General features: G+C 52.5%; 19 protein-coding genes. 16 read left to right on the forward strand and 3 right to left on the reverse strand.

Going from position 1 to position 21,951, the window contains the following annotated elements; genetic code table 11:
- Positions 1-27: 27 nt before the first annotated feature.
- The 11 genes from nuoH to EUU23_RS03615 all read left to right on the forward strand — a co-directional run bounded on the left by nuoH (position 28) and on the right by EUU23_RS03615 (position 11,071).
- Positions 28-1,074, forward strand: coding sequence for an NADH-quinone oxidoreductase subunit NuoH (nuoH, locus tag EUU23_RS03565; protein WP_160352726.1), 1,047 nt, complete (start codon positions 28-30; stop codon positions 1,072-1,074).
- Entirely contained in the window at positions 1,071-1,559 is a 489-nt protein-coding gene (nuoI, locus tag EUU23_RS03570; RefSeq protein WP_143775498.1) for an NADH-quinone oxidoreductase subunit NuoI, read from the forward strand. The genes nuoH and nuoI overlap by 4 nt, the downstream gene beginning before the upstream one ends.
- A gap of 12 nt (positions 1,560-1,571) precedes the next feature.
- Positions 1,572-2,192: an NADH-quinone oxidoreductase subunit J gene (locus EUU23_RS03575; protein WP_160352727.1), complete on the forward strand. Its 621-nt coding sequence runs from the start codon at positions 1,572-1,574 to the stop codon at positions 2,190-2,192.
- Between the two features lie 130 nt (positions 2,193-2,322).
- Positions 2,323-2,628 (forward strand): NADH-quinone oxidoreductase subunit NuoK, encoded by a 306-nt coding sequence (gene nuoK / locus EUU23_RS03580; RefSeq protein ID WP_143775500.1) that lies wholly within the window; start codon positions 2,323-2,325, stop codon positions 2,626-2,628.
- 7 nt (positions 2,629-2,635) lie between these two features.
- Complete coding sequence (gene nuoL / locus EUU23_RS03585; protein ID WP_160352728.1) at positions 2,636-4,639, forward strand: NADH-quinone oxidoreductase subunit L; 2,004 nt, start codon at positions 2,636-2,638, stop codon at positions 4,637-4,639.
- Complete coding sequence (locus EUU23_RS03590; protein ID WP_160352729.1) at positions 4,639-6,204, forward strand: NADH-quinone oxidoreductase subunit M; 1,566 nt, start codon at positions 4,639-4,641, stop codon at positions 6,202-6,204. The genes nuoL and EUU23_RS03590 overlap by 1 nt, the downstream gene beginning before the upstream one ends.
- The gene (nuoN, locus tag EUU23_RS03595) at positions 6,204-7,646 is read left to right on the forward strand and encodes an NADH-quinone oxidoreductase subunit NuoN (RefSeq protein WP_160352730.1); all 1,443 of its coding nucleotides are present in this window, start codon (positions 6,204-6,206) and stop codon (positions 7,644-7,646) included. Before EUU23_RS03590 ends, nuoN begins: the two co-directional genes overlap by 1 nt.
- Before the next feature lie 5 nt (positions 7,647-7,651).
- Positions 7,652-8,359 (forward strand): biotin--[acetyl-CoA-carboxylase] ligase, encoded by a 708-nt coding sequence (locus tag EUU23_RS03600; protein WP_160353518.1) that lies wholly within the window; start codon positions 7,652-7,654, stop codon positions 8,357-8,359.
- A 14-nt stretch (positions 8,360-8,373) separates the two neighbouring features.
- Positions 8,374-9,156, forward strand: a complete 783-nt coding sequence (locus EUU23_RS03605; protein ID WP_160352731.1) for a type III pantothenate kinase — start codon at positions 8,374-8,376, stop codon at positions 9,154-9,156.
- Complete coding sequence (locus EUU23_RS03610) at positions 9,156-10,799, forward strand: ribonuclease J (protein WP_160352732.1); 1,644 nt, start codon at positions 9,156-9,158, stop codon at positions 10,797-10,799. The genes EUU23_RS03605 and EUU23_RS03610 overlap by 1 nt, the downstream gene beginning before the upstream one ends.
- Complete coding sequence (locus tag EUU23_RS03615; protein ID WP_160352733.1) at positions 10,796-11,071, forward strand: DUF1467 family protein; 276 nt, start codon at positions 10,796-10,798, stop codon at positions 11,069-11,071. The genes EUU23_RS03610 and EUU23_RS03615 overlap by 4 nt, the downstream gene beginning before the upstream one ends.
- A 4-nt stretch (positions 11,072-11,075) precedes the next feature.
- Here the strand turns inward: EUU23_RS03615 and EUU23_RS03620 are convergent, their stop codons facing one another.
- Positions 11,076-12,821, reverse strand: a complete 1,746-nt coding sequence (locus EUU23_RS03620; RefSeq protein ID WP_160352734.1) for a coiled-coil domain-containing protein — start codon at positions 12,819-12,821, stop codon at positions 11,076-11,078.
- Positions 12,822-13,446: 625 nt separating this feature from the next.
- Between EUU23_RS03620 and EUU23_RS14110 the strand changes: the two genes are divergently transcribed.
- From EUU23_RS14110 to EUU23_RS03635, 4 genes are all read left to right on the forward strand, one after another.
- The gene (locus EUU23_RS14110) at positions 13,447-13,761 is read left to right on the forward strand and encodes an Hpt domain-containing protein (protein ID WP_246156071.1); all 315 of its coding nucleotides are present in this window, start codon (positions 13,447-13,449) and stop codon (positions 13,759-13,761) included.
- A gap of 183 nt (positions 13,762-13,944) precedes the next feature.
- Positions 13,945-15,177, forward strand: a complete 1,233-nt coding sequence (locus EUU23_RS03625; RefSeq protein ID WP_160352735.1) for a hypothetical protein — start codon at positions 13,945-13,947, stop codon at positions 15,175-15,177.
- Between the two features lie 95 nt (positions 15,178-15,272).
- Positions 15,273-16,193, forward strand: a complete 921-nt coding sequence (locus tag EUU23_RS03630; protein ID WP_160352736.1) for a hypothetical protein — start codon at positions 15,273-15,275, stop codon at positions 16,191-16,193.
- On the forward strand, positions 16,190-17,533 hold the full coding sequence (locus EUU23_RS03635) for a sensor histidine kinase (protein WP_218939495.1): 1,344 nt from the start codon (positions 16,190-16,192) through the stop codon (positions 17,531-17,533). Before EUU23_RS03630 ends, EUU23_RS03635 begins: the two co-directional genes overlap by 4 nt.
- A 6-nt stretch (positions 17,534-17,539) precedes the next feature.
- Here EUU23_RS03635 and EUU23_RS03640 read toward each other — a convergent pair whose 3' ends face one another.
- Entirely contained in the window at positions 17,540-18,826 is a 1,287-nt protein-coding gene (locus EUU23_RS03640) for a citrate synthase (RefSeq protein WP_160353519.1), read from the reverse strand.
- 340 nt (positions 18,827-19,166) lie between these two features.
- On the opposite strand from EUU23_RS03640, the gene EUU23_RS03645 reads away from it, so the two are divergent.
- Positions 19,167-21,254, forward strand: a complete 2,088-nt coding sequence (locus EUU23_RS03645; RefSeq protein WP_160352738.1) for a ComEC/Rec2 family competence protein — start codon at positions 19,167-19,169, stop codon at positions 21,252-21,254.
- On the opposite strand, the gene lexA is transcribed toward EUU23_RS03645, so the two are convergent.
- The gene (gene lexA / locus EUU23_RS03650) at positions 21,248-21,934 is read right to left on the reverse strand and encodes a transcriptional repressor LexA (RefSeq protein ID WP_160352739.1); all 687 of its coding nucleotides are present in this window, start codon (positions 21,932-21,934) and stop codon (positions 21,248-21,250) included. The genes EUU23_RS03645 and lexA overlap by 7 nt on opposite strands.
- Positions 21,935-21,951 lie beyond the last annotated feature (17 nt).

Here is a 21,951-nt window from a genome sequence, read left to right on the forward strand (position 1 = left end):
TCAGCATGACGCATTGGGGGAAGTGAAGTGACCTCATTCTTCCAATCCCTCGGCATGTCCTATGAAGGTGCGTGGTTTACCGCCACCATTGCCGGAATTTTGCTAATCGCGTTACCGCTCATGCTGGCGGTTGCGATGATCATTTATGCGGAACGGAAATTATGGGCGGCTTTTGCGCTGCGCCGTGGTCCGAACGTTGTGGGTCCTTTCGGCGTTTTGCAATCTTTTGCCGACGGCTTGAAGGTGTTCCTTCAGGAAACAATCATCCCAAGCGCGTCGAACCGTGGCCTGTTCCTGATCGCGCCGATCATTACCTTTACCGTGGCGTTGATGGCGTGGGCGGTCATACCCTTTGCCGATGGCGTCGTGCTTGCCGATATCAATGTCGGCCTGCTCTACATCCTCGCGATCAGCAGTCTCGGCGTCTACGGCGTCGTGATTTCGGGTTGGGCATCCAACTCCAAATATCCTTTCTATTCCGCGATGCGCGCAGCGGCACAGATGATTTCCTATGAAGTGTCCATCGGTTTCATCCTGATCTGCGTCGTCCTGTGGGCTGGCACGTTCAACATGGGCGGCATTATTGAGGCGCAAAAGGGCCATGTGCTGGGCTTTATCAACGCTTTTGCGCTTAACCCGCTGCTGTTCCCGATATCTGTGATGTTCCTGATCAGCGCTATGGCCGAAACAGCACGTGCGCCATTCGATTTGACTGAAGCGGAAAGCGAACTGGTTGCCGGGTACCAGACCGAATATTCGTCGATGGCCTTCGCACTCTTCTGGCTTGGTGAATATGCCAATGTGCTACTGATGTGCGCGCTGAACGCGATCCTTTTCTGGGGCGGATGGCTGCCACCGGTCGATTGGGCACCGCTCTATATGGTGCCGGGCATCATATGGTTCTTTACCAAAATCCTCGTGATGTTCTTCATCTTCGCCTGGGTAAAATCCACCGTGCCGCGTTACCGCTATGACCAGTTGATGCGTCTGGGCTGGAAGATATTCCTGCCGATATCGCTCTTCTGGGTATTTCTGGTGAGCGGATACCTCATGTACACGGGACATTTTGCATGACCACCATTGCCCATCTCATAAAGTCCTTCACCCTGTGGGAATTCGTCAAGGCGCATTGGCTGACCTTGCAATATTTCTTCAAGCCCAAGGCGACGGTGAACTATCCGTTTGAAAAGAACCCGCTGTCGCCGCGTTTCCGGGGCGAACATGCGCTGCGGCGTTATCCCAATGGCGAAGAACGCTGCATCGCATGCAAGCTGTGCGAGGCGGTGTGTCCGGCGCAAGCAATCACCATCGAGGCCGAACCTCGCGAAGACGGCAGCCGCCGGACTACGCGCTACGACATTGATATGACGAAGTGCATCTATTGCGGTTTCTGTCAGGAAGCCTGCCCTGTCGATGCCATCGTTGAAGGGCCGAATTTTGAATATGCCACCGAAACGCGTGAGGAGCTTCTCTATGACAAGAACAAGCTGCTCGCCAACGGCGACAAATGGGAACGCGCGATTGCTGCGAACCTTGCCGCCGATGCGGCCTATCGATAAGGGGCGCGGATTGTGATTCAGGTCATCTCATTTTACCTCTTCGCCAGTATCCTCATCGCGTCCGCCGCGATGGTGATATTTGCGCGCAATCCGGTGCACAGCGTGCTGTGGCTGATCGTTGCCTTTTTTAACGCGGCGGGCCTGATGGTCCTGATCGGTGCGGAATTTATCGCGATGCTGCTCGTCATTGTCTATGTTGGCGCGGTGGCGGTGCTGTTCCTCTTTGTCGTGATGATGCTCGACATAGATTTTACCGAATTGCGGGCCGGTTTCGTCAAAAATGTACCGCTCGGGCTCTTGCTGGCGGTGATATTGGTAGCCGAGCTCATTCTTGGCATCGGTGCCTATCGCGCAGGCGCGGTCAAGCTTGGCATTCCAGAGGCTGGACCGGCAACGGTGTCCAACAGCGTGCCGAATATCGAGGCGATAGGGAACCTGCTCTACAGCAAATATATCTTCCTGTTCGAAAGCGCCGGTTTGATCCTGCTCGTTGCCATGGTGGGCGCGATTGTTCTGACCCACCGCCGTAGTCACGGCACAAAGGGCCAGAATATCAACAGCCAGAATATGCGCCGTCCACAGGATGCGACGCGCAATGTGAATCAGCCGGTCGGGCAGGGGGTCGAACTGTGATACGTCATGCTTACAACGCCAAAACTGTCACCCTGAACTTGGTTCAGGGTCTTACTATCGCTGTGCCGTCGAAAATTAAGATGCTGAAACAAGTTCAGCATGACGGTTTTGGGAAATTGGGGCTGGGCCAGTGATTGGGATCGAACATTATCTCGTGGTCAGCTCCATCCTGTTCGTGATGGGCGTGCTGGGCATTTTCCTGAACCGCAAAAATGTCATCATCATTTTGATGGCGATCGAGCTGATCCTGCTCGCCGTGAACATCAACCTTGTGGCCTTCAGCGCTTTCTTAGGCGATTTGACCGGTCAGATTTTTGCGATGTTCGTGCTGACTGTTGCCGCCAGTGAGGCGGCAATCGGGCTTGCCATTTTGGTTATCTATTTCCGTGGTCGCGGCACGATTGCCGTCGACGATGTCAATCGGATGAAGGGGTGAACATCCAGTGACTTCGATACATATCATCGTTTTCCTGCCGCTGCTGGCAGCGCTGATCGCCGGCCTTGGCCAGCGTTTCATCGGTACGGTTGCGGCCAAGACGATCACGACCGCTGGTCTGTTTACCGCCTGTCTTCTCAGTTGGCCAATTTTCATCGGCTTCCTGACAGGCACTGAAAAGGCTTATGTCGAGCCCGTAATGACCTGGGTCCAGTCGGGCGCGCTTGCTTTTGACTGGGAATTGCGCGTCGACGCGCTGACGGCGGTCATGCTGGTGGTCATCACCACCGTATCTGCGCTCGTCCATCTATATAGCTGGGGCTATATGGAGGAAGATCCCGATCAGCCACGCTTCTTCGCCTATCTGTCGCTGTTTACCTTCGCCATGTTGATGCTGGTGACAGCGAACAATCTCGTGCAGATGTTCTTTGGTTGGGAAGGCGTGGGGCTTGCGTCCTATCTGCTGATCGGTTTCTGGTACAAAAAGCCCAGCGCCAATGCGGCCGCGATCAAGGCATTTGTCGTCAACCGCGTCGGTGATTTGGGCTTCATGCTAGGCATTTTTGGTGTTTTCTGGCTGTTCGGTACGGTTTCGATCCCTGATATCCTTGCCGCTGCGCCGGACAAAGTAGGATCGAGCATCGGTTTCCTCGGCTACCGCGTGGATACGATGAGCTTGCTCTGCGTCTTGCTGTTCATCGGCGCGATGGGTAAATCGGCACAGTTGGGGCTGCACACATGGCTTCCCGACGCGATGGAGGGCCCGACACCAGTGTCGGCGCTGATCCACGCGGCAACGATGGTGACCGCTGGTGTGTTCATGGTCTGCCGTTTGTCGCCGCTGTTTGAAACAAGCCAGTTTGCGTTGAATGTCGTCACAATTATTGGTGCAACGACCGCGATCTTTGCCGCCACCGTCGGTCTGGTCCAGACCGATATCAAGCGCGTCATCGCCTATTCGACCTGCTCACAGCTCGGCTATATGTTCTTCGCCGCTGGAACCGGTGCCTATGGTGCCGCAATGTTCCATCTGTTTACCCACGCTTTCTTCAAGGCGTTGTTGTTCCTTGGCGCAGGATCGGTGATCCATGCGATGCACCATGAACAGGATATGCGCTATTATGGCGGTTTGCGGAAACATATCCCGCTGACTTTCTGGGCGATGATGGCAGGAACGCTCGCCATTACCGGTGTGGGCATTGTCGGCGTGGGCGGATTTGCAGGTTTCTATTCGAAGGATGCCATTATCGAAGCTGCCTTTGCAAGCGGATCGACCTATCACATGTATGGCTTTGCTATCGGGGTCATCGCGGCATTGCTGACCAGCTTCTATAGCTGGCGGCTGATGTTCCTGACCTTCTTCGGAAAGCCGCGCTGGATACAGAGCGAGCACATCCAGCACAGCGTCCACAAGACGCCAGAGACCGCCTCAGATTCTACAGGCGGCTACCATCCGCATGAAAGTCCGTTGTCGATGCTGATCCCGCTTGGAGTGTTGACCCTCGGCGCGGTAATTGCAGGCTTCCTGTTCCATGGCGGCTTCATCGAGGCGGAGACAGGCAAGGGATTCTGGGCCAATAGCACGCTCTATTTCAACGAGCATTTGATGCACGCGATGCATGAGGTGCCGTTGTGGGTGAAACTGTCGTCAACTGTGGCGATGCTGACCGGTCTTGCCGTTGCGTATCTGATGTACCAGCGCTCTGACGATGCACCGCAGAAGGTCGCAACCATGTTCGCTCCGCTCTACCGTTTCTTCCTCAATAAATGGTATTTTGACGAGCTTTATAACCTGATCTTCGTCCGTCCGGCCTTCTGGCTTGGCCGCCTTTTCTGGCAGCAGGGGGACATTGGCATCATTGATAGATATGGTCCCAACGGTTCAGCCGCGTTGGTGAACTTCAGCAGTCGGATGGCTGTGCGGATGCAGTCGGGATATCTTTACACCTATGCACTGGTCATGCTTCTGGGACTTGTCGCGGCGGTAAGCTGGATGATGGTGAAAGCATAATGAACGCCGCAGCACTCCCAATTCTTTCGATCATGCTGGCCATCCCGATGGTGGCCGCAATCGCCTGTTTGTTCGCGCGCGCCGAAACCGCCCGCCTGCTGGCCCTTTTCGCGACATTGCTTAATCTTGTTTTGGGTGTGTGGTTGTGGGTCAGCTATGATCCGGCGGGCGCGCAGTGGCAGTTTGTCGAAAACGAGCAATTATTTGGCCCCATAGGTTGGAAGCTCGGTATTGATGGTATTTCGTTGATGCTCATCATGCTTTCGGTGTTTCTGATGCCGATTTGTATAGGGGCTAGCTGGCGCGCTATTCAGAGCCGTGTTGGCGAGTATATGGCCGCGTTCCTCCTTATGGAAACTTTGATGATCGGCGTGTTTGCCGCCCAGGATCTGCTGCTTTTCTACATCTTCTTCGAAGCCGGTCTGATCCCGATGTATCTGATTATCGGCATCTGGGGCGGGGCAGAGCGTATTTATGCTTCATATAAATTCTTCCTATATACGCTTCTCGGGTCGGTCGTGATGTTGATCGCAATGTTGTGGATGATCCAGACTGCTGGAACAGCAGACATCCCGACGCTGCTGAATACCGACTTCCCGGTCGAGGCACAGAAATGGCTGTGGCTGGCGTTCTTTGCGAGCTTTGCTGTCAAGATGCCGATGTGGCCTGTCCATACATGGTTGCCGGATGCCCACGTTCAGGCACCGACCGCCGGTTCGGTCATTCTGGCGGGCGTTTTGCTGAAAATGGGCGGCTATGGCTTCCTGCGTTTCTCGCTGCCGATGTTTCCAGAAGCCAGTGCCGACTTCATTCCGCTGGTTTTCGGCCTTTCGATGATCGCCGTTGTATACACCTCTTTGGTTGCACTGGTGCAGAATGATATGAAGAAGCTGATCGCCTATTCGTCGGTTGCCCATATGGCGATTGTGACCGTCGGTCTCTTCACCTTTAACCAGCAAGGTATTGAAGGCGCGATTATCGTTATGTTGAGCCATGGTCTGGTCTCGGGCGCGCTGTTCCTGTGTGTCGGCGTGATTTACGACCGGCTGCATACACGCGAAATCAATCGTTATGGTGGGTTGAGCATCAATATGCCCAAATATGCGCTGCTCTTCATGTTCTTTACGATGGCCAGCGTCGGGCTTCCCGGAACCAGCGGTTTTGTGGGCGAATTCCTGTCGCTGGCGGGTGCCTATAAGGTGTCGACCTGGGCTACTTTGATCGCAACCACCGGCATCATTTTGGGCGCGGGCTATATGCTCTACCTCTATCGTCGTATTGCCTTTGGCGAGCAGAAAAATGCTGATGCGGCGGCAATGCCCGACATTGACGGCCGTGAAATCTGGCTGCTCGCGCCAATAGCGGCGGCGGTGTTGTGGATGGGGGTCTATCCCGAAAGCTTCCTCGGCCCCATACGCCGCGATGTGGCGACCATCGTAGAGCGGATTGAACGGGCTGCACCCGCAGGGGACAGCAAATTAAAGGCCAATGATCCCACGACCGCGAAATATCGGGTCAGGGGCCATGGCGAAGAAAAGAACAAGGCTGAGGGGAGCCAGCACTAATGGACCTTAATGCTTCACTTTTCCTCGTTCGTCCCGAGGTTATTCTCAGCTTTTCTGCGCTGGTTTTGCTGCTTCTTTCTGCCTGGCGGAGTGAAGCAGGTAGGTTGGCAAGCATCTTGGCGGTTGCCGCATTGGTCGGCTCCGGTGCTTATGTAGTGCACTCCCTATGCACGCAAACCGATGCCACAGCATTTGATGGCTTGATCGGGAATGACGCATTCGGAAATTATGCGAAGATTTTGATCTACTTTGCCGCCGCCATTTCATTGATGATCGCACCGCGATTTCTGGAAAAGATGGGGGCTATGCGGGCGGAATATCCCGTGCTGATCCTGCTTGCTGCCATTGGCATGAGTATCATGGTTTCAGCGACGGATCTGGTGACGCTTTATATCGGGCTCGAACTTAACAGTTTGGCGGCTTATGTCTTGGCGAGTTTTGCGCGTTATGACGGGCGTTCTGCCGAAGCCGGTTTGAAGTATTTCGTACTGGGCGCGTTGGCGAGCGGCATTCTGCTGTTCGGCATGTCATTGCTGTACGGCTTTACCGGCTCAACCAGTTTTAGCGCCATTGGTGTTGCTTTGAATGGTGACGTCGGTCTTGGAATGATCTTCGGCGTCGTGTTCGTTCTTTCGGGCCTTGCCTTCAAGATCAGCGCTGCGCCATTCCATATGTGGACGCCGGACGTTTACGAAGGTGCGCCGACACCGGTAACCGCTTTTTTTGCGAGCGCCCCGAAGGTTGCAGCGACGGCGTTGTTGATCCGTGTGGTAATTGAGGCATTCGGAAACGAAGTGATTGTATGGCAGCAAATTGTCATCGTCGTGGCTCTGATGTCGATCATCATCGGTGCCGTAGGCGCGATTGGACAGCAGAATTTGAAACGTCTGCTGGCCTATAGCTCTATCAACAATATCGGCTTCATCCTCATCGGCCTCGCCGCCGGGACGGAGCAAGGTGTTGCTGCCATGCTTGTCTACCTTGCGATTTATGTCGCCATGACGCTGGGTAGCTTTATCGCGCTAATGCAGTTGAAGGCGCATGACGGGTCGTATCGGGAAACATTTGGCGATATCGCCGGCCTCTCGAAAACCCGCCCCGCTTTGGCTGCCGTCTTCGCTATCTTCATGTTCAGTCTGGCGGGTATACCTCCGCTGTTCGGGTTCTGGGGCAAGCTGGTAGTGTTTCAGGCCGCTGTGGCTGCAAACCTACTTCCGCTCGCCGTCATCGGGATTTCCGCTTCGGTAATCGGAGCGTTCTACTATCTGAAGGTTGTCAAGGTCATGTATTTTGACGAACCGGTAGATGTGATTGCGCCGTCCGACGACCTGGTCTTGAGCTGGACCGGCGGAATTATGGCCGCGGCTGTCTCGCCACTTGGCTATCTCGCTATTCCGGTTCTGGCAGCTCTGTCGGCCCAAGCCGCAAGGGCGCTCTTCTGAACCCCATTTTCGAAGAAGTTACATTAACCGGGTCGACCAACGCCGACCTGCTGCAGCGTGCGACTATTGGCGCGCCCGAAGGTCTTTGGCTTCGCGCCGATGCTCAAGACGGCGGCCGCGGGCGTATGGGGCGCAGTTGGGAAAGCTCGGATGGTAATCTGTTCGCCAGCACCATCGTCCGCCTGCAGCCTAGCGATCCGCAGGCACCGTCGCTGGCATTTGTTGCTGCGTTGGCGGTACGTGACACGCTGCACCAAATTGCACCGGAATGCGCCGTGCAGATCAAATGGCCTAATGACGTTCTGTCGGCAGAAGGTGCTAAATTATGCGGTATCTTGCTCGAACGGACAGGTCACGCGGTTGTTGTCGGTATCGGGATCAATCTAGCTTCGTCACCTGATATTCCGGGGCGTGCAACTACCAACCTGCAGTCACTCGGCGCCCTGCCGCCGCATCCGCAAGCCGTCGTCGAGATTTTGGCGTCTAACATGGCAATCTGGTTGGCGCGCTGGCGTCAATATGGCCTGCAGGCATTGACCGCCGAATGGCAAAAGGCGGCCCATCCCGTCGGGACGGCGTTATCGGTGCAGTTACCCGATGGGGCGCGTGAAGATGGACTTTACGCCGGGCTGACCGCAGAAGGTGCGCTTCAGCTTCGCTTGGCGGATGGGACGATCCATGCCATTCATGCCGCCGATGTTTTTCTTGTTTAATCAGAGGACCGACTATGCTGCTCGCCATTGATACCGGCAACACCAACGTCAAATTCGCACTGGTCGACGACAGTGGAGAAATTGTGAAGCGTTGGCGCATCGCTACAGATGCGCGGCGCACTGCGGATGAATATGCGGTGTGGCTGGATCAATTGATCCAGATGGCCGGTTTCCGTAGAAGCGATATCAAGGCCGTGATTATTGCAACGGTTGTGCCCCGCGCGCTTCACAATTTACAACTGCTCGCCTCCCATTATTTTGATTGCGAGGCTTTAATAGCGGGGCGAGGGGCTGTGGGCTGGGGCATCCAGTTGAAGGTTGATGAACCACAATCGGTTGGTGCTGATCGCGCCGTCAATGCCATTGCTGCACAGTCTTTGGCGGAAGGTGACAAGCTGGTGATCAGTTTCGGTACGGCGACCACGTTCGACTATATCGGTCCCGACGGTTCCTATCGGGGGGGGAGCATTGCCCCGGGCGTTAATCTCAGCCTTGATGCACTTTACGCTGCCGCCGCCATGTTACCGCGTATTGCAATCGAGCCGCCGCCAAATGAAAGCGTTATTGGTACGACAACAGTTGGACAAATGCAGATTGGTATCTATTGGGGCTATGTGGCGATGATCGAAGGGATGGTCGCACGGATGAAGGCTGAAATTGGCAAGCCGGTTACGGTCATCGCGACCGGTGGTCTTGCCATCCTTTTTCAGCAGCATGGCCATTTATTTGACCGGGTAGAACCGGATTTGACGCTGCGGGGGCTGGCGTATTTATACAGGAATCGAGACAGGCAATAATGACTACCCCGAAAAATGAACTTCTTTTCCTCGCGCTGGGCGGGTCGAACGAGATTGGCATGAACGTCAATCTCTATGGCTGCCAGGGCAAATGGGTCATGGTCGACCTTGGCCTTACATTCGCAAATGCGGAATATCCCGGTATTGATTTGATATTGCCTGATCTGGAATTTATCGAACAGCGCAAAGACGACCTGTTGGGGATCGTGCTGACCCACGGCCATGAAGACCATATTGGCGCAGTCGCCTATTTTGCCGCGGATTTAGGTGTGCCGCTCTATGCCACACCCTTTACCGCGACGCTCATACGCGGGAAGTTGGAAGAAGAGGGCATATTGGACAGTGTCGAGCTGAACATCATTCCGATGGAGGGCAGCTTTGCACTTGGCCCGTTCGGATTTCAGCTTGTAACATTGGCGCACTCAATATTGGAAATGAGCGCCTGCGTCATTTCGACGCCCTATGGCAAGATATTCCACAGTGGGGATTGGAAACTGGATGAACAGCCAGTCATTGGCAAACCGTCCACCGCCGAACAGCTGAGCGCAATTGGCGATGAAGGAATTTTGGCTCTTATATGCGATTCAACCAACGCCTTTAACGCAGGAGACAGCGGCAGTGAAGGTAGCGTGAAAGCGGACCTTTTGAAATCAGTAAAGGCGGCAAAGGGGCGCGTGCTTTTGACGACATTCGCTTCGAACGCAGCGCGTTTGCAAACCATGGGTGAAGTCGCGCGGGAAACGGGCCGAACCCTGTGTTTTGCAGGCCGGTCGTTGCACCGCATTATCGAAGCTGCACAAGCCAATGGTTATCTTAAAGACCTGCCCAAGACGGTTGATATGGAATCTGTCGACGGACTGGCACGCAAAGAGGTCATGGTCGTTGCAACAGGTGGGCAAGGTGAAGCACGTGCCGCTCTGGCGCGAATTGCGGAAGGCAACCATCCGGTTAAACTGGAAGAGGGCGATACGGTTATCTTTTCTTCGAAACAGATCCCCGGAAATGAAATCGCCATTGGCGTTATCATGAACAAGCTTGCCGAGCGTAATATTCTGACCGTGACCGAAAAGCAGGCGCATGTGCATGTATCCGGCCATCCCGGGCAGCCTGAATTGGCCAAGCTTTACGATTGGATCAAGCCGGAGCTATTGGTGCCTGTCCATGGTGAGCGTCGGCACATGGCTGAACAAGCCCGGTTTGCAATGGCGCATGGTGTAAAAAATGCGTTGGTTCAATCCAATGGCGATGTTGTCCGTCTTGCGCCGGGCAAGCCGGAAATCATCGGCAAGGAACGAACCGGTAGATTGATCCTGGATGGCGACACCATCATTTCAGCAGATGGCTCGACAATAAATGAACGTCGTAAACTGTCATGGTATGGATTGATTTCCGTCGCATTTGCTTTGGATAGTCGCGATAAAATATCGGGTAGCCCTCAAATCCGCTTGCATGGGATACCAATAGAGGAAGATCTGGAAGATTTTCTGGATGATGTCACCGCTGCAGTGAACAAGACCGTTCGGGAAAATAAAGGCGACTTTGAGAAACTTCGTGAATCAACAAGGTTGGCAGTTCGTCGTGTCGCCACCAGTTGGACCGGCAAAAAACCGATCGTAGATGTCATGATATTGGAGACCGCATGAACTGGATATCAATCGTCGCAATTTACGCTCTTTTCTGGGTGATGAGCGCATTTGTGATATTGCCAATTGGCGTAAAAACCCATGAAGAAATGGGACTGGAGAAGATTCCCGGGCAAGCCGACAGTGCCCCCGGAAATTTTCGGCCCGGCGTAATCATCTTACGAACAACGGTGCTTTCGGCGCTGCTCTTCGGCCTTTATTACGCCAACTATATCTATGGCTGGGTCACGCGCCACAGCTTCGATTTTCTCATTTCACCGCCCAATAGTTAAGGGCTTAGCTTCGAAGCCGCTCAATCGCTTGCGCCAAAGCCACATAAAGCTTGCCCACATCCGATGATAGCATTGTGACACATATTGCATTTCCATCACGGGTGCTGAGCAACACGCGCATCATGGCCTCGAAGTCATGGATATACCGGTTTACATGTTCCCGAAACTCGGCGTCCTGGCCATAATGCGTTGCGATTGTTCGCGACTCTCCTGCGTCTAAAAGCCTGACTGCACGCCGGGTAAAGACGCCGCGGTCTCCTTTCAAATAGGCAGCCCAAGCGGTGTCTGTGACTTCATTTGAAAGAATTTTGGCAACATCGATCGAAGTAGAATTCAACGATTCAGTCAGCAGCACCATTCGGCGGGCAAAACTGTCATCATCGATACCTTCAAAGCCGCTCCGGCTTTCTGCAATGCGCTTTTCAAGATTGGTGGCCAGTTCTTCAAGTTGACTGATTTGCGATGTTAGCTTGACCGTCGACGTTTCAGATAATGTCAGATTCCGCTCAATCGCTGCGTGGATAAGATCATTCATGGAATTGACCTGATTATTGATTGCGGTGGCAAGCGATGCCTGATTTTGTTCTGTCAAACGATCGGCGACATGCGCCAGCTCTTCATCGATTATCCGACGACTATCTTCAGCCGCCTGTTTTGTACTCGCACGCAGCCCCTCGAGCGAAATGTTCAATTTGGATTTAGCTTCATTCGTAATCGTATCCAGCAGGGCGCGGGTTTCTGCCAACGCCAAAGTGAGTGTTTCCACCTGTTCATGACGCGCCACAAAATAGGCGTCGCTTTCGGTCATTATCTTTTCAACGTCGCCCCTCTGACTGTTGATTAAGGTGCCAAGATTGTTCGTTCTGTCCAAAAGAGACTCACTCAGCTCATTGAGTTGCTGAGCACTTCCCGACGCCGCATGAATTTGTTCTGCTGCGACGGAAAAGTTCGTATCAATCAATTCTATCGACCCGGGAATTGTGCTCGATATTTCATGGTTGACCGTTTTCAATGCCAGCAGAAGTCGATCGGACAATTCCATCAAAGACCGGGTAATTTGCTGATTATTGTTCAGATCGGTTCCGACTGCGCGTGTACTTTCGCTCAAAGCAGAAACTGCGAATGCAAGTTTTGCCGTCTGGTCAGTTGCGGCTTGATCGATTTCAGTAATTCTGGCCGAGCTCAATCCTATATGTTTTTCAACCTCGCCGATAATCGCAAAAATGCGGGAGCGTTCTTCTTCTGATTGCTCCGATAGGTCTATGAGGCTGTTCTTGACCTGCGAGACATTTTCTCCAATTTTTTCAGAACTTTCTTGAATAAGGCTTTCCAAATCGCTGGATATGGTTGCTATTTTCTGCACCATATTTTCAGCAGCGCTGTTTAACAAAGCTGCGGACAATGCCGCGCGTTTCTCACTTTCGACGCCCGCATGGTCTAATGCAGCGGCGCCTTCACGTGAAATTTTATCGAGTTTTTCAAAAACAGTTTCTGCACGAGATCCGACTTGGTCGATATAATCACGGGTTGAAATACCAGCCTCTCCGATACGTTCCAGGCCGGAAATTAGAAGTTTTATCTGAAGCTGTGCATTGTTTCCGGCACTTCCGATTTGATTGGTGACATCCTTGGCCGCGCTGGTAACGACAGGCAAATGTTTCCGCAATTGCTCCAGGTTGCTCGTGGCTGCGTTGCTGACGGCCTCTAAAGTCTTTGCCTTTTCATCGCTATCGGCAAGCGATGCGGTCAATATTTCGGCCGCTTCCAACATATGTTGTGATGAGCGTTTACCGACCGATTCCAGCTCCAGCGCATTTTGCGAGAGAAATTGCCGTGCCATGGAAATTTCTTCGTTGACCGTTCGCATACGTGCCTCAAGCGATTCACTTTCTTGCCGTAACAATCGGGCGACATCGCCAAAACGGGTCGACTCTGCGCGACTGTGACGCATTGCCAGCAGCCATGTGACCGCCAATAGCACAAGGGGCAATGCCCACATATTTGTTAACGTAATTGCACGTTCCGCGGAAATTCCCTGCATGACTTCAGGATAATTTGTGACGCCGAAAAATACTGACCACATTAAAGCGGACAGGATAGCAAATGCAGGAAATAGATATTCTTTCCAACTGCTTGTCCGGATTTCCGGATATTCCCAATCCGATTGATAGCCACTGCTTTCAAGGTCCGCATCAGTGATGAATGGGGACTCATCAGCCGCGCTTTCCGGTACAGGCACATGTGTTGCCAGCTCGGGGCTTTCTATATGCCTTGTAAGGCCTATAATTTTTGATCGTGAAGTCATAACAACCTGTTTACCATATTTTATCCACAGGGAAACGCAAAGTTAACCCTATGTTCGTTATAAGTTTTGAATGTCTATGGATTATGGCTCGTTTGACACAGCTTTAAAGGCTGCCGCTGGCGAAGACAGCGCGCTAATAGCTGAACTGCGCGCTACTTTTGTCGAAAGTGCCAAGAGGCAATTAAGCCTTCTAACTCGGTCACGATGTGATGCGAACTGGCAATATACAAGCTGGAGACTTAAGGGTCTTGCAGCTAGTTTCGGGGCCATGAAATTGATGCTTTTGGCGGACGAAGCTGTGGAAGGTGCTCCCGGAGATCCGGTTGTCTTACGCAAAATCGGGAGAGCTATCCAAGAAATCGAGACGTACGAATTTACCGCGTGATGAAGTTAGGTCAGATGTGGAAGATCGGACGAACCCACCCCGTTTCCGCTTCAGATGAGAGGATACGGAGCCTTGGCCGATATGCATAGGCCTAGTTGGAGAGGCACCGCAATGGTGACCCATCGATAAATTGGTTAAACGCAAAAAATTGGGTGGCAATAGTTGATCACAGCCCATATCGGCATGAATATGTCGATTTCTGCTCACTCGATGAATGTCGCTGCACTTCTATCAACGGCAAATGCGTCCGATGGAGTAAACGTCCGGAACGGCGCTGAAAGTCATAAGCCGGTGGTGGGGCACACTATTTTGGAGTTGCAGATAAGAGCGCTCCATAAGGCGGGCTGTACCTTTTTTATCATTGAGGTGGATCAGGTTTCCGGCGCGCTGCTGGAATTGGTTGATGGCTTTCGAAGAGAGGGAGTGTCAATCGAGTTTGCGCGTTCTATCAAAGATTTACAGACACTTGTCGAACCTGAAATGCGACTCTATCTTCTTGCAGAAGATCACTTTTTGTCGGAAAAATTCGTCATCGAGTTGACGACAAGTGACGGCGCATTCATTGCAACTTTCGACAGTAGGGAAGAGAATGCCGGTTTTGAGAGAATTGATCTCAACACACGTTGGTCGGGTTTTGCATCGATCGAAGCCAAGCGCATTTTTTCGATGAGCGACCTTCCGGACGACTGGAGTATTATTTCTTCGTTGCTCCGCCATGCTATTCAAGAAAAAGTCCCGTTTTTGCCATTGCAACAGATAGTTGTTCAGAAAATGGATATCGTACACGTTTCCAATTCGGTCATTGCCGATGCGCTCAATATACAAATATTGCGGAACAGGGCCGATTCTATCCTTGGATGGACCGAGCGGCTTATCTACGCCCCTATCGCAAGGTGGCTTGCGCCCCATATCTGGAAAAGTGATGGATATCGCGTTGGCTCAAAATTTTCAGGAATTTCTTTTGCTATCATCTGTTTCACAATGGCGATGCTGGATTGGCAAGATCTGGCGCTATGGACTGCGCTGTTGGCGGTTTTCTGCAACCATTTGAATGTTATCGCGATGGGAGAAGATCGTAACCGTAATGCGCCGTCGGCGCTTGTTGTCTTCTTCTGGCTCTTCCTATGTGCGGCAGGATTGGCGATGGCATATTCCGCAAGCGATTATGGATCCGATCCGGTTTTGTTTATGGCCATTTCTATCGGGCTTGCCCTATTGGCGCGAAAACTGGAATTGCCGGCATGGACGAAATCTGTGACACATTCGCCAAGCCTGTTTGTTTTTGGTTTGATTGTAGCTCAAACTCTATCGGCCTTTTCAATTGGTCTTCGGGTTTTAGCGATTTCGCAACTTTTACTTCTCATTGCCGGGCGGTATATATTTGAGAGCAAAGTGGTAAAGTTGAATCAGGCTTAAAGCGACGTTAACCTTTATTGGTTACGATTCACGATCTAATTAGCTTGGAAATTCCGTTGGATCACGGTTTTGGCGAAAAATTTGAGTTATTGAAAGTGGCAGCTACACATGCGCGCGACATTCATGCATTGTGTTCGGATGTCGCAGGGATTATCTTTCCGAAGGCGATAAATCCGCTGAGCGATGAAACGATCAATCAGGTTTCAACCAGAATCATAACGCTGGTGTCTGATCTGGAAAAGATATTCAATATCAGCTCAGATACGCCACGTCCCGTAACTTGGGAGATATTGGCGTCCTCTGGATTTTTGCGCGAACCGGATCTGATCGACTTCATATTGGCAAGGGTCGCCGAAGAGCGCCTGAATTCCTTTATCAAAAATAAAGTGACCAGCCTGCCGGTGCTGCTTCTTGACCATTCGGATGGTGCGATTGCCGAGGCTGCACAAACATTGTTGGCGGCCGAAAGCCTTCAGCGGCTTGGTTCCGGCCATAGCTATCTCGCGCTCCCACCGGAATTGCTGCACAAGTTATGTTGGCGGATAGTCGCCGCAATAGAAGTCATAGAAGGTGACAGGCGACCTGACATCATTGCTTCAGCGAAATTCCTCCTATCGCAATATTCGGAGGCTGATCGCGCTCAGGATGCTGCGAAGAAAATTGTGCATCTCACCAATGGAGTAGATAACAGTGATTTCTATTTTCCGGAGGTTTCCGGATTGCACTTATACACTGCCGCACTTTCCGCGCGTTTGGAACTCGATTTCGACCATGTTTTGCGACTGCTTAACTCGCACTCAACAACCCCTCACGCCATCCTCTTATCTGCCTGCAATTTTCCAATACAGCATGCAGTTCAAAACATTGTTCTGTTTAGCGGCGATCTAATATCTTCCCATGATGCAGGACTCTTTGAAGTCGGATATTCGTCGATTTCGTTTGAAGCTGCATCGGAAGAAATTGGTTTCTGGGCGTCAGAACGGTCGCAGTTTCTTTTAGCTGGAATATCGGGGTGAACGTTCCGCATCTATCCAGGCCAGTCTTTGCCGAAGTTGACAGTAAAGGGAAGCTGCTTTGGGCTGATGAAGCGCTTTCGCTTCTAAACCAGCGGGCGGGTGGAATCGAAGGAGGGGCACTAGCAGTCCCTGCGATTGCGAAATTGGTCCGGCTATCACTTAACTTACAGATGAAGCTCTCCCGTGCCGTTAAGGTCGCCGACTATGAAGAGAAACTGGAGTTGTGGATTGAAGTTTATCCATCACCGCAAGTCGCTAAAGTCGCCATTGTCAGCTGGAGAACATTGGCAGATCAAAAGCATGGAGGCCATAAATCATCCCGTCCGTTCGAATCTATAAACAATAACCTAATTTTTGACACCCAGTTGCGATTGTTAAGTGCAAAAGGCGATGTCTCACACGGTTTGGCGACGACGGACTTTGGTAAAGATGGCTGCGCCATTCTCGCTTCCATTATGGAAAACGGGGATTCTTTGAATGTTGTATTAAATGCTTTATCTTTGGGTAGTTCAATAGAGAATGCACAAATAAGGCGACAAATTGATGGGCGGTTGTTTGATGTTTGGGGCGAGCAACTTGTTGATGAACAACAGCGTGCCGTTGGATTTCGGCTGAGTTTTGTCTCGCATGGTGAGGAGACACTTGCTATTGCCGCACTGGCCCCTGTGGGCGGGGCGCTTTTTGGCAAGAATCTTGCGCCAGTGCTTCGCCAGCCCCTGGGCAGAATAATTGCGAATGCGGAAACTATTGGCGGGGAATTGCAGGGGCCCATCCGCGAAAATTATGCCTTATATGCGCGGGACATTGCCAATGCCGCGCGACACCTGTCGGCTTTGGTTGACGACCTTGGCGACCTGGAGGCGGTTGAACGGCCTGATTTTCGCACAGCCCGTGACGAGATTGAACTGGGTGATGTGGCACGCCGGGTAGCGGGTTTACTCGCGCTCAAGGCTGCGGATCATCGTATCGTGATCCATACCCCGACCGACGCGTCCAAGGTTACCGCAATTGCCGAGTTTCGAAGAACGCTGCAAATTCTTTTGAATCTGGTCAACAATGCAATCCGATATTCGCCGGATGGCACGGTGATATCTATCGAAACAGAAACGGCAGATCGCTTCGCCGTGGTTACGGTAAGTGATCAGGGAAGGGGTATCTCAATCGAAGACCGAGACAAGATCTTTGAAAAATTTGAACGTCTCGGTCGCTCCGGCGATGGGGGAAGCGGTCTGGGCTTGTATATCTCCCGACGACTGGCCCGCGCCATGGGCGGTGAATTGTCGGTCACCAATTCAGACGACGGAGGCGCGAAATTCGTCCTCCGTCTGCCGAATTCCTAAAAATATTTACCGCGCGTCAAACGAGGTATAAGGCCGCGCCTGCGGTCCGGTATAAAGCTGGCGGGGGCGGCCGATTTTCTGGCCCGGGTCAGAGATCATCTCATTCCACTGTGCTACCCAACCTACTGTACGTGAAAGCGCAAATAGCACGGTAAACATTTCCGTCGGGAAACCGATGGCAGACAAAATGATGCCTGAATAAAAATCGACGTTCGGAAACAGCTTTTTCTCGATGAAATAAGGATCGTTGAGGGCCATTTCTTCAAGCTGAAGCGCAACATCGAAAATCGGGTCGCTGACTTTGAGTTCGGTCAAAACTTCACGCACCGTTTTTTGCATGACCGTGGCCCGCGGATCGTAGTTTTTATACACACGATGGCCAAAGCCCATCAACCGGAAGGGATCATTCTTGTCCTTCGCGCGCTCGATATAGTGCGGGATTTTATCCGGCGTCCCAATTTCCCGCAGCATATTGAGCGCGGCCTCATTCGCACCGCCATGTGCCGGGCCCCAAAGACATGCAATACCTGCCGCGATGCAGGCAAACGGGTTGGCACCCGACGACCCGGCGAGGCGCACGGTAGACGTAGATGCATTTTGTTCATGGTCAGCATGGAGAATGAAAATACGATCCATTGCCCGTTCAATGACCGGATTAACAAAATAAGGTTCAGCTGGAACGCCGAAAGTCATGCGAAGGAAGTTGCCAGTATAGGACAAGCTGTTGTCGGGATAAAGGAACGGCTGACCCATTGAATATTTATACGCCATTGCGGCAATGGTCGGCATTTTGGCAATCAACCGGTGACTTGAAATCATACGGTGGGTTGGGTCGCTTATGTCGGTAGAGTCATGGTAAAATGCCGATAAAGCCCCAACCACGCCGCACATGATCGCCATTGGATGGGCGTCGCGACGAAAACCACGATAGAAGGTCGCCAACTGTTCGTGCAGCATTGTATGGCGAGAGATTGTCTGGCTGAAATCACCAAGCTGCGCTTTGCTTGGCAGCTCCCCGTTTAGCAAGAGGTAGGAGACCTCCATAAAGCTAGACTTTTCAGAGAGTTCTTCAATCGAATAGCCCCGGTGCAGCAAAATGCCTTCATCACCATCAATGAATGTAATCGCCGATTCACAACTTGCCGTAGAGGTGAAGCCCGGATCGAACGTAAAATGGTCTGAAGCACTATATAATTTTCGAATATCAAGGACATCCGGCCCTTCGCTGCCTTTCATGACAGGTAGCGCGTAGCTGTTATCACCAATTGTCAGCGTTGCATTATTATCAGCCATCATCAAACTCCATTACTTCCGTCCCGATGTTTCGGGCGCCCCTGTTTCAAGCCCTGATTAAAGGCCATGTTCCATGTTCGACAAAAGGCGTCAGAAACGCCAGATGTGATTGCTTTAGGCCCCTCAACTGCCGCTATTTCTTGGGGAGAAATTGGCATTATTGTTTTGTCGGCCATGGTGCGAAAATACACGGTCGTCAAGGCAAAGCATTTAGTTTTGATATTGTTATATTTGTCATCTGTGACATAGATGCTACGTTTCTGACATGATTGGGTTTTTTCGTCATTACTTGAATAAACAGCTCCCGAATCCCGTCTATCCAATCCATCTTGCAGATATCATGGCAAAGGTCGAAGGCTGGCTGGAACTGGAACGCCATCAATTGCCGCTTTGGTTGCCAGTCACCATCGGAACGGGAATTGGGCTTTGGCAATTTGCGGGCACTGAACGGCTCATACCCTATGTCCTGATATTCCTGTCCCTTTCTGTCGCGGGAGCATCTCTTGGTCTTGATCGTCGGTTGGGCCGCACGCTTTTCATTGCAGGTATCGCCTTCAGCGTAGGTTTCGGTGCGATCGCGTTGAAATCTGAGCGCGTGGCCGCGCCGGTTTTGGGCAAAATCTGGGTTGGTCCGCTTTATGGGCGCATTGCAAAGGTGGAGATTTTGGGTGCACGCGATGTCGTTCGCCTTGAGCTTGATACCAAGGGACAGCAACAACTTCCACCGAAAATCAGGGTCAATTTGAAACCCGCACAATATGAGAACCGGAAATTCAGGGTTGGAAGCATCGTTTTTCTGCGTGCGCGCTTGATGCCGCCCGCCGGGCCTTCGCTTCCGGGCGGTTATGATTTTGCGCGACGTGCATGGTTTTCTCAGATCGGCGCAACCGGCAGCGCTATTGGCCCGGTCACTATTTTCAAACAATCGGGAAACGCCATATTCCTTGACGATATTCGCACTGCATTGACCGGGCATATCATTGGTGAAATGCCGCAGGGCACTGGCGAAATCGGCGCTGCCTTGATTACCGGAGATCAAGGGAATATCGACCCTTCTGATGCACAAGCCATGCGCGACAGTGGAATGGCGCATCTGCTTTCGATCAGCGGATTGCATGTCACCGCCATAATAGGCTTTCTTTTCTTTCTGTGTAGCCGGGTCCTGTCGATCTTTCCGGCAATAGCGCTCAGATTTACGGTTCCATTATTGTCGGCCTGCTTTGCCGCTATGGGGGCCGTGGCATATACAATGCTTGCCGGTGCCGAGGTTCCCACGGTCAGGTCCTGTATCGCGGCCTTGCTGGTCTTGCTGGCAATGGCACTTGGCCGCGATGCTTTGACATTACGTCTTGTCGCATTCGGCGCCTGTGTCATCTTGTTATTCTGGCCGGAATCCATGGCAGGGCCAAGTTTCCAGCTAAGTTTTGCAGCAGTCGCGACCATCCTGTTTTTGCACGAGACCCGGTGGATGAAGCAATGGGCCGCTCCAAGGGAAGAATCGATCCTGTTTCGGGCAGGCCGGGGCCTGGTGGCATTGATCCTGACCGGGATTGCCATTGAGCTGATATTAGCCCCGATAGCGCTGTTCCATTTCCATCGTACCGGCATGTACAGCGCGCTTGCCAATGTGATCGCCATTCCCTTGACCACTTTCATCATCATGCCGGCGCAAGCCTTGGCTTTAATGACGGATATCGCAGGATTGGGATCACCATTTTGGTGGGTGGCCGGGCAGGGGGTTGCTGCCATTCTTGTCATCGCCCGATATGTCAGCACCTTGCCGGGAGCCGTCACGATGTTACCCGCCATGCCCTTTTGGGCATATTTGGCGATTGTCTGGGGCGCCCTGATTGCCGGTTTAATCAAAAGCCGGGTTCGATATCTTGGGATATTGCCAATATTAGCGGGATTTATCGCAATGGTGAATGCGCCCCGGCCCGACATAGTGGTGACAGGTGACGGACAGCATCTGGCGCTTGCCGAACCCAATGGAGAGGTAACCTTGCTGCGGTCCCGGGCCGGGGAATTTGCGCGGGATATGCTGTTGGAGAAGGTGGGCACATTGGCCGAGCCTGTCGCTATTGAACAATGGCGCGGCGCGCAATGCTCGGTCGACATCTGTATCATATCGATTCTCCGGGACAAACGGCGCTGGCTAATTCTTGCCACCCGAACGCCTTACCCGATACCGGCCATGGAAATGGCGGCGGCGTGTAAACGGGTTGATATTGTCATTAGTGACCGGTGGCTGCCATCTTCATGTCGGCCCAAATGGATCAAAGCCGACCGGAAAATGTTGGAACAAACCGGCGGACTGGCCTTCTTTCTATCCCAGCAAAGGCTTATCACCGTTAATGACAGCAACGCCCATTATCCGTGGGTCAAGGCCGCCCGCGCCGCCAGGACGCAGGCAGATCTTCCTCAATGATAGCGCCGCAATAGCCCTGCAAGCTTGCCCTGCACCTCAACTTCGTGTGCGTCGAAATATTGCGGCTCATACGCCTGATTGGCCGGATCAAGCCTGATCCGCTGGCCATCACGGCGCAGATATTTTAGCGTTGCCTCTTCACCACGGACCAAAGCGACCACGATTTCGCCGTCACGCGCGGTGTTTGCTTTTTTGATCAGGGCATAGTCACCATCCAAAATGCCCGCCTCGACCATAGAGTCGCCGGAAACTTCAAGCGCATAATGTTCCCCGCTGCCCAGCAAGGCCATCGGCACCGAAAGCGAGCTTTGCCCCTCCAACGCCTCAATCGGAACACCGGCAGCGATCTTGCCATGCAAGGGGATTTCAAGAACGTCATTGGCGGCCACTGGCAAATTAACCTGCGCCTTGTTCGAAGCAATTGCGGGTGTCAATTTGGTGACCGTCGCAGAACGGCTGCTGCCGCCTTCGGGCATTTTCATCACTTCAAGTGCACGGGCACGATTGGCCAGCCGCCGGATAAAGCCCCGTTCTTCGAGCGCGCCGATCAAGCGGTGCACACCAGACTTGCTCTTTAAATCCAAAGCTTCCTTCATCTCCTCAAAAGAAGGAGAAATGCCGCTGCCTTCGAGGCGCTCATGTATAAAAAGAAGCAATTCATGTTGTTTCGCGGTGAGCATTATCTTGTTCCCGTTTC

It is taken from the genome of Sphingorhabdus profundilacus, from assembly GCF_009769755.1.
Lineage (GTDB): Bacteria > Pseudomonadota > Alphaproteobacteria > Sphingomonadales > Sphingomonadaceae > Sphingorhabdus_B > Sphingorhabdus_B profundilacus.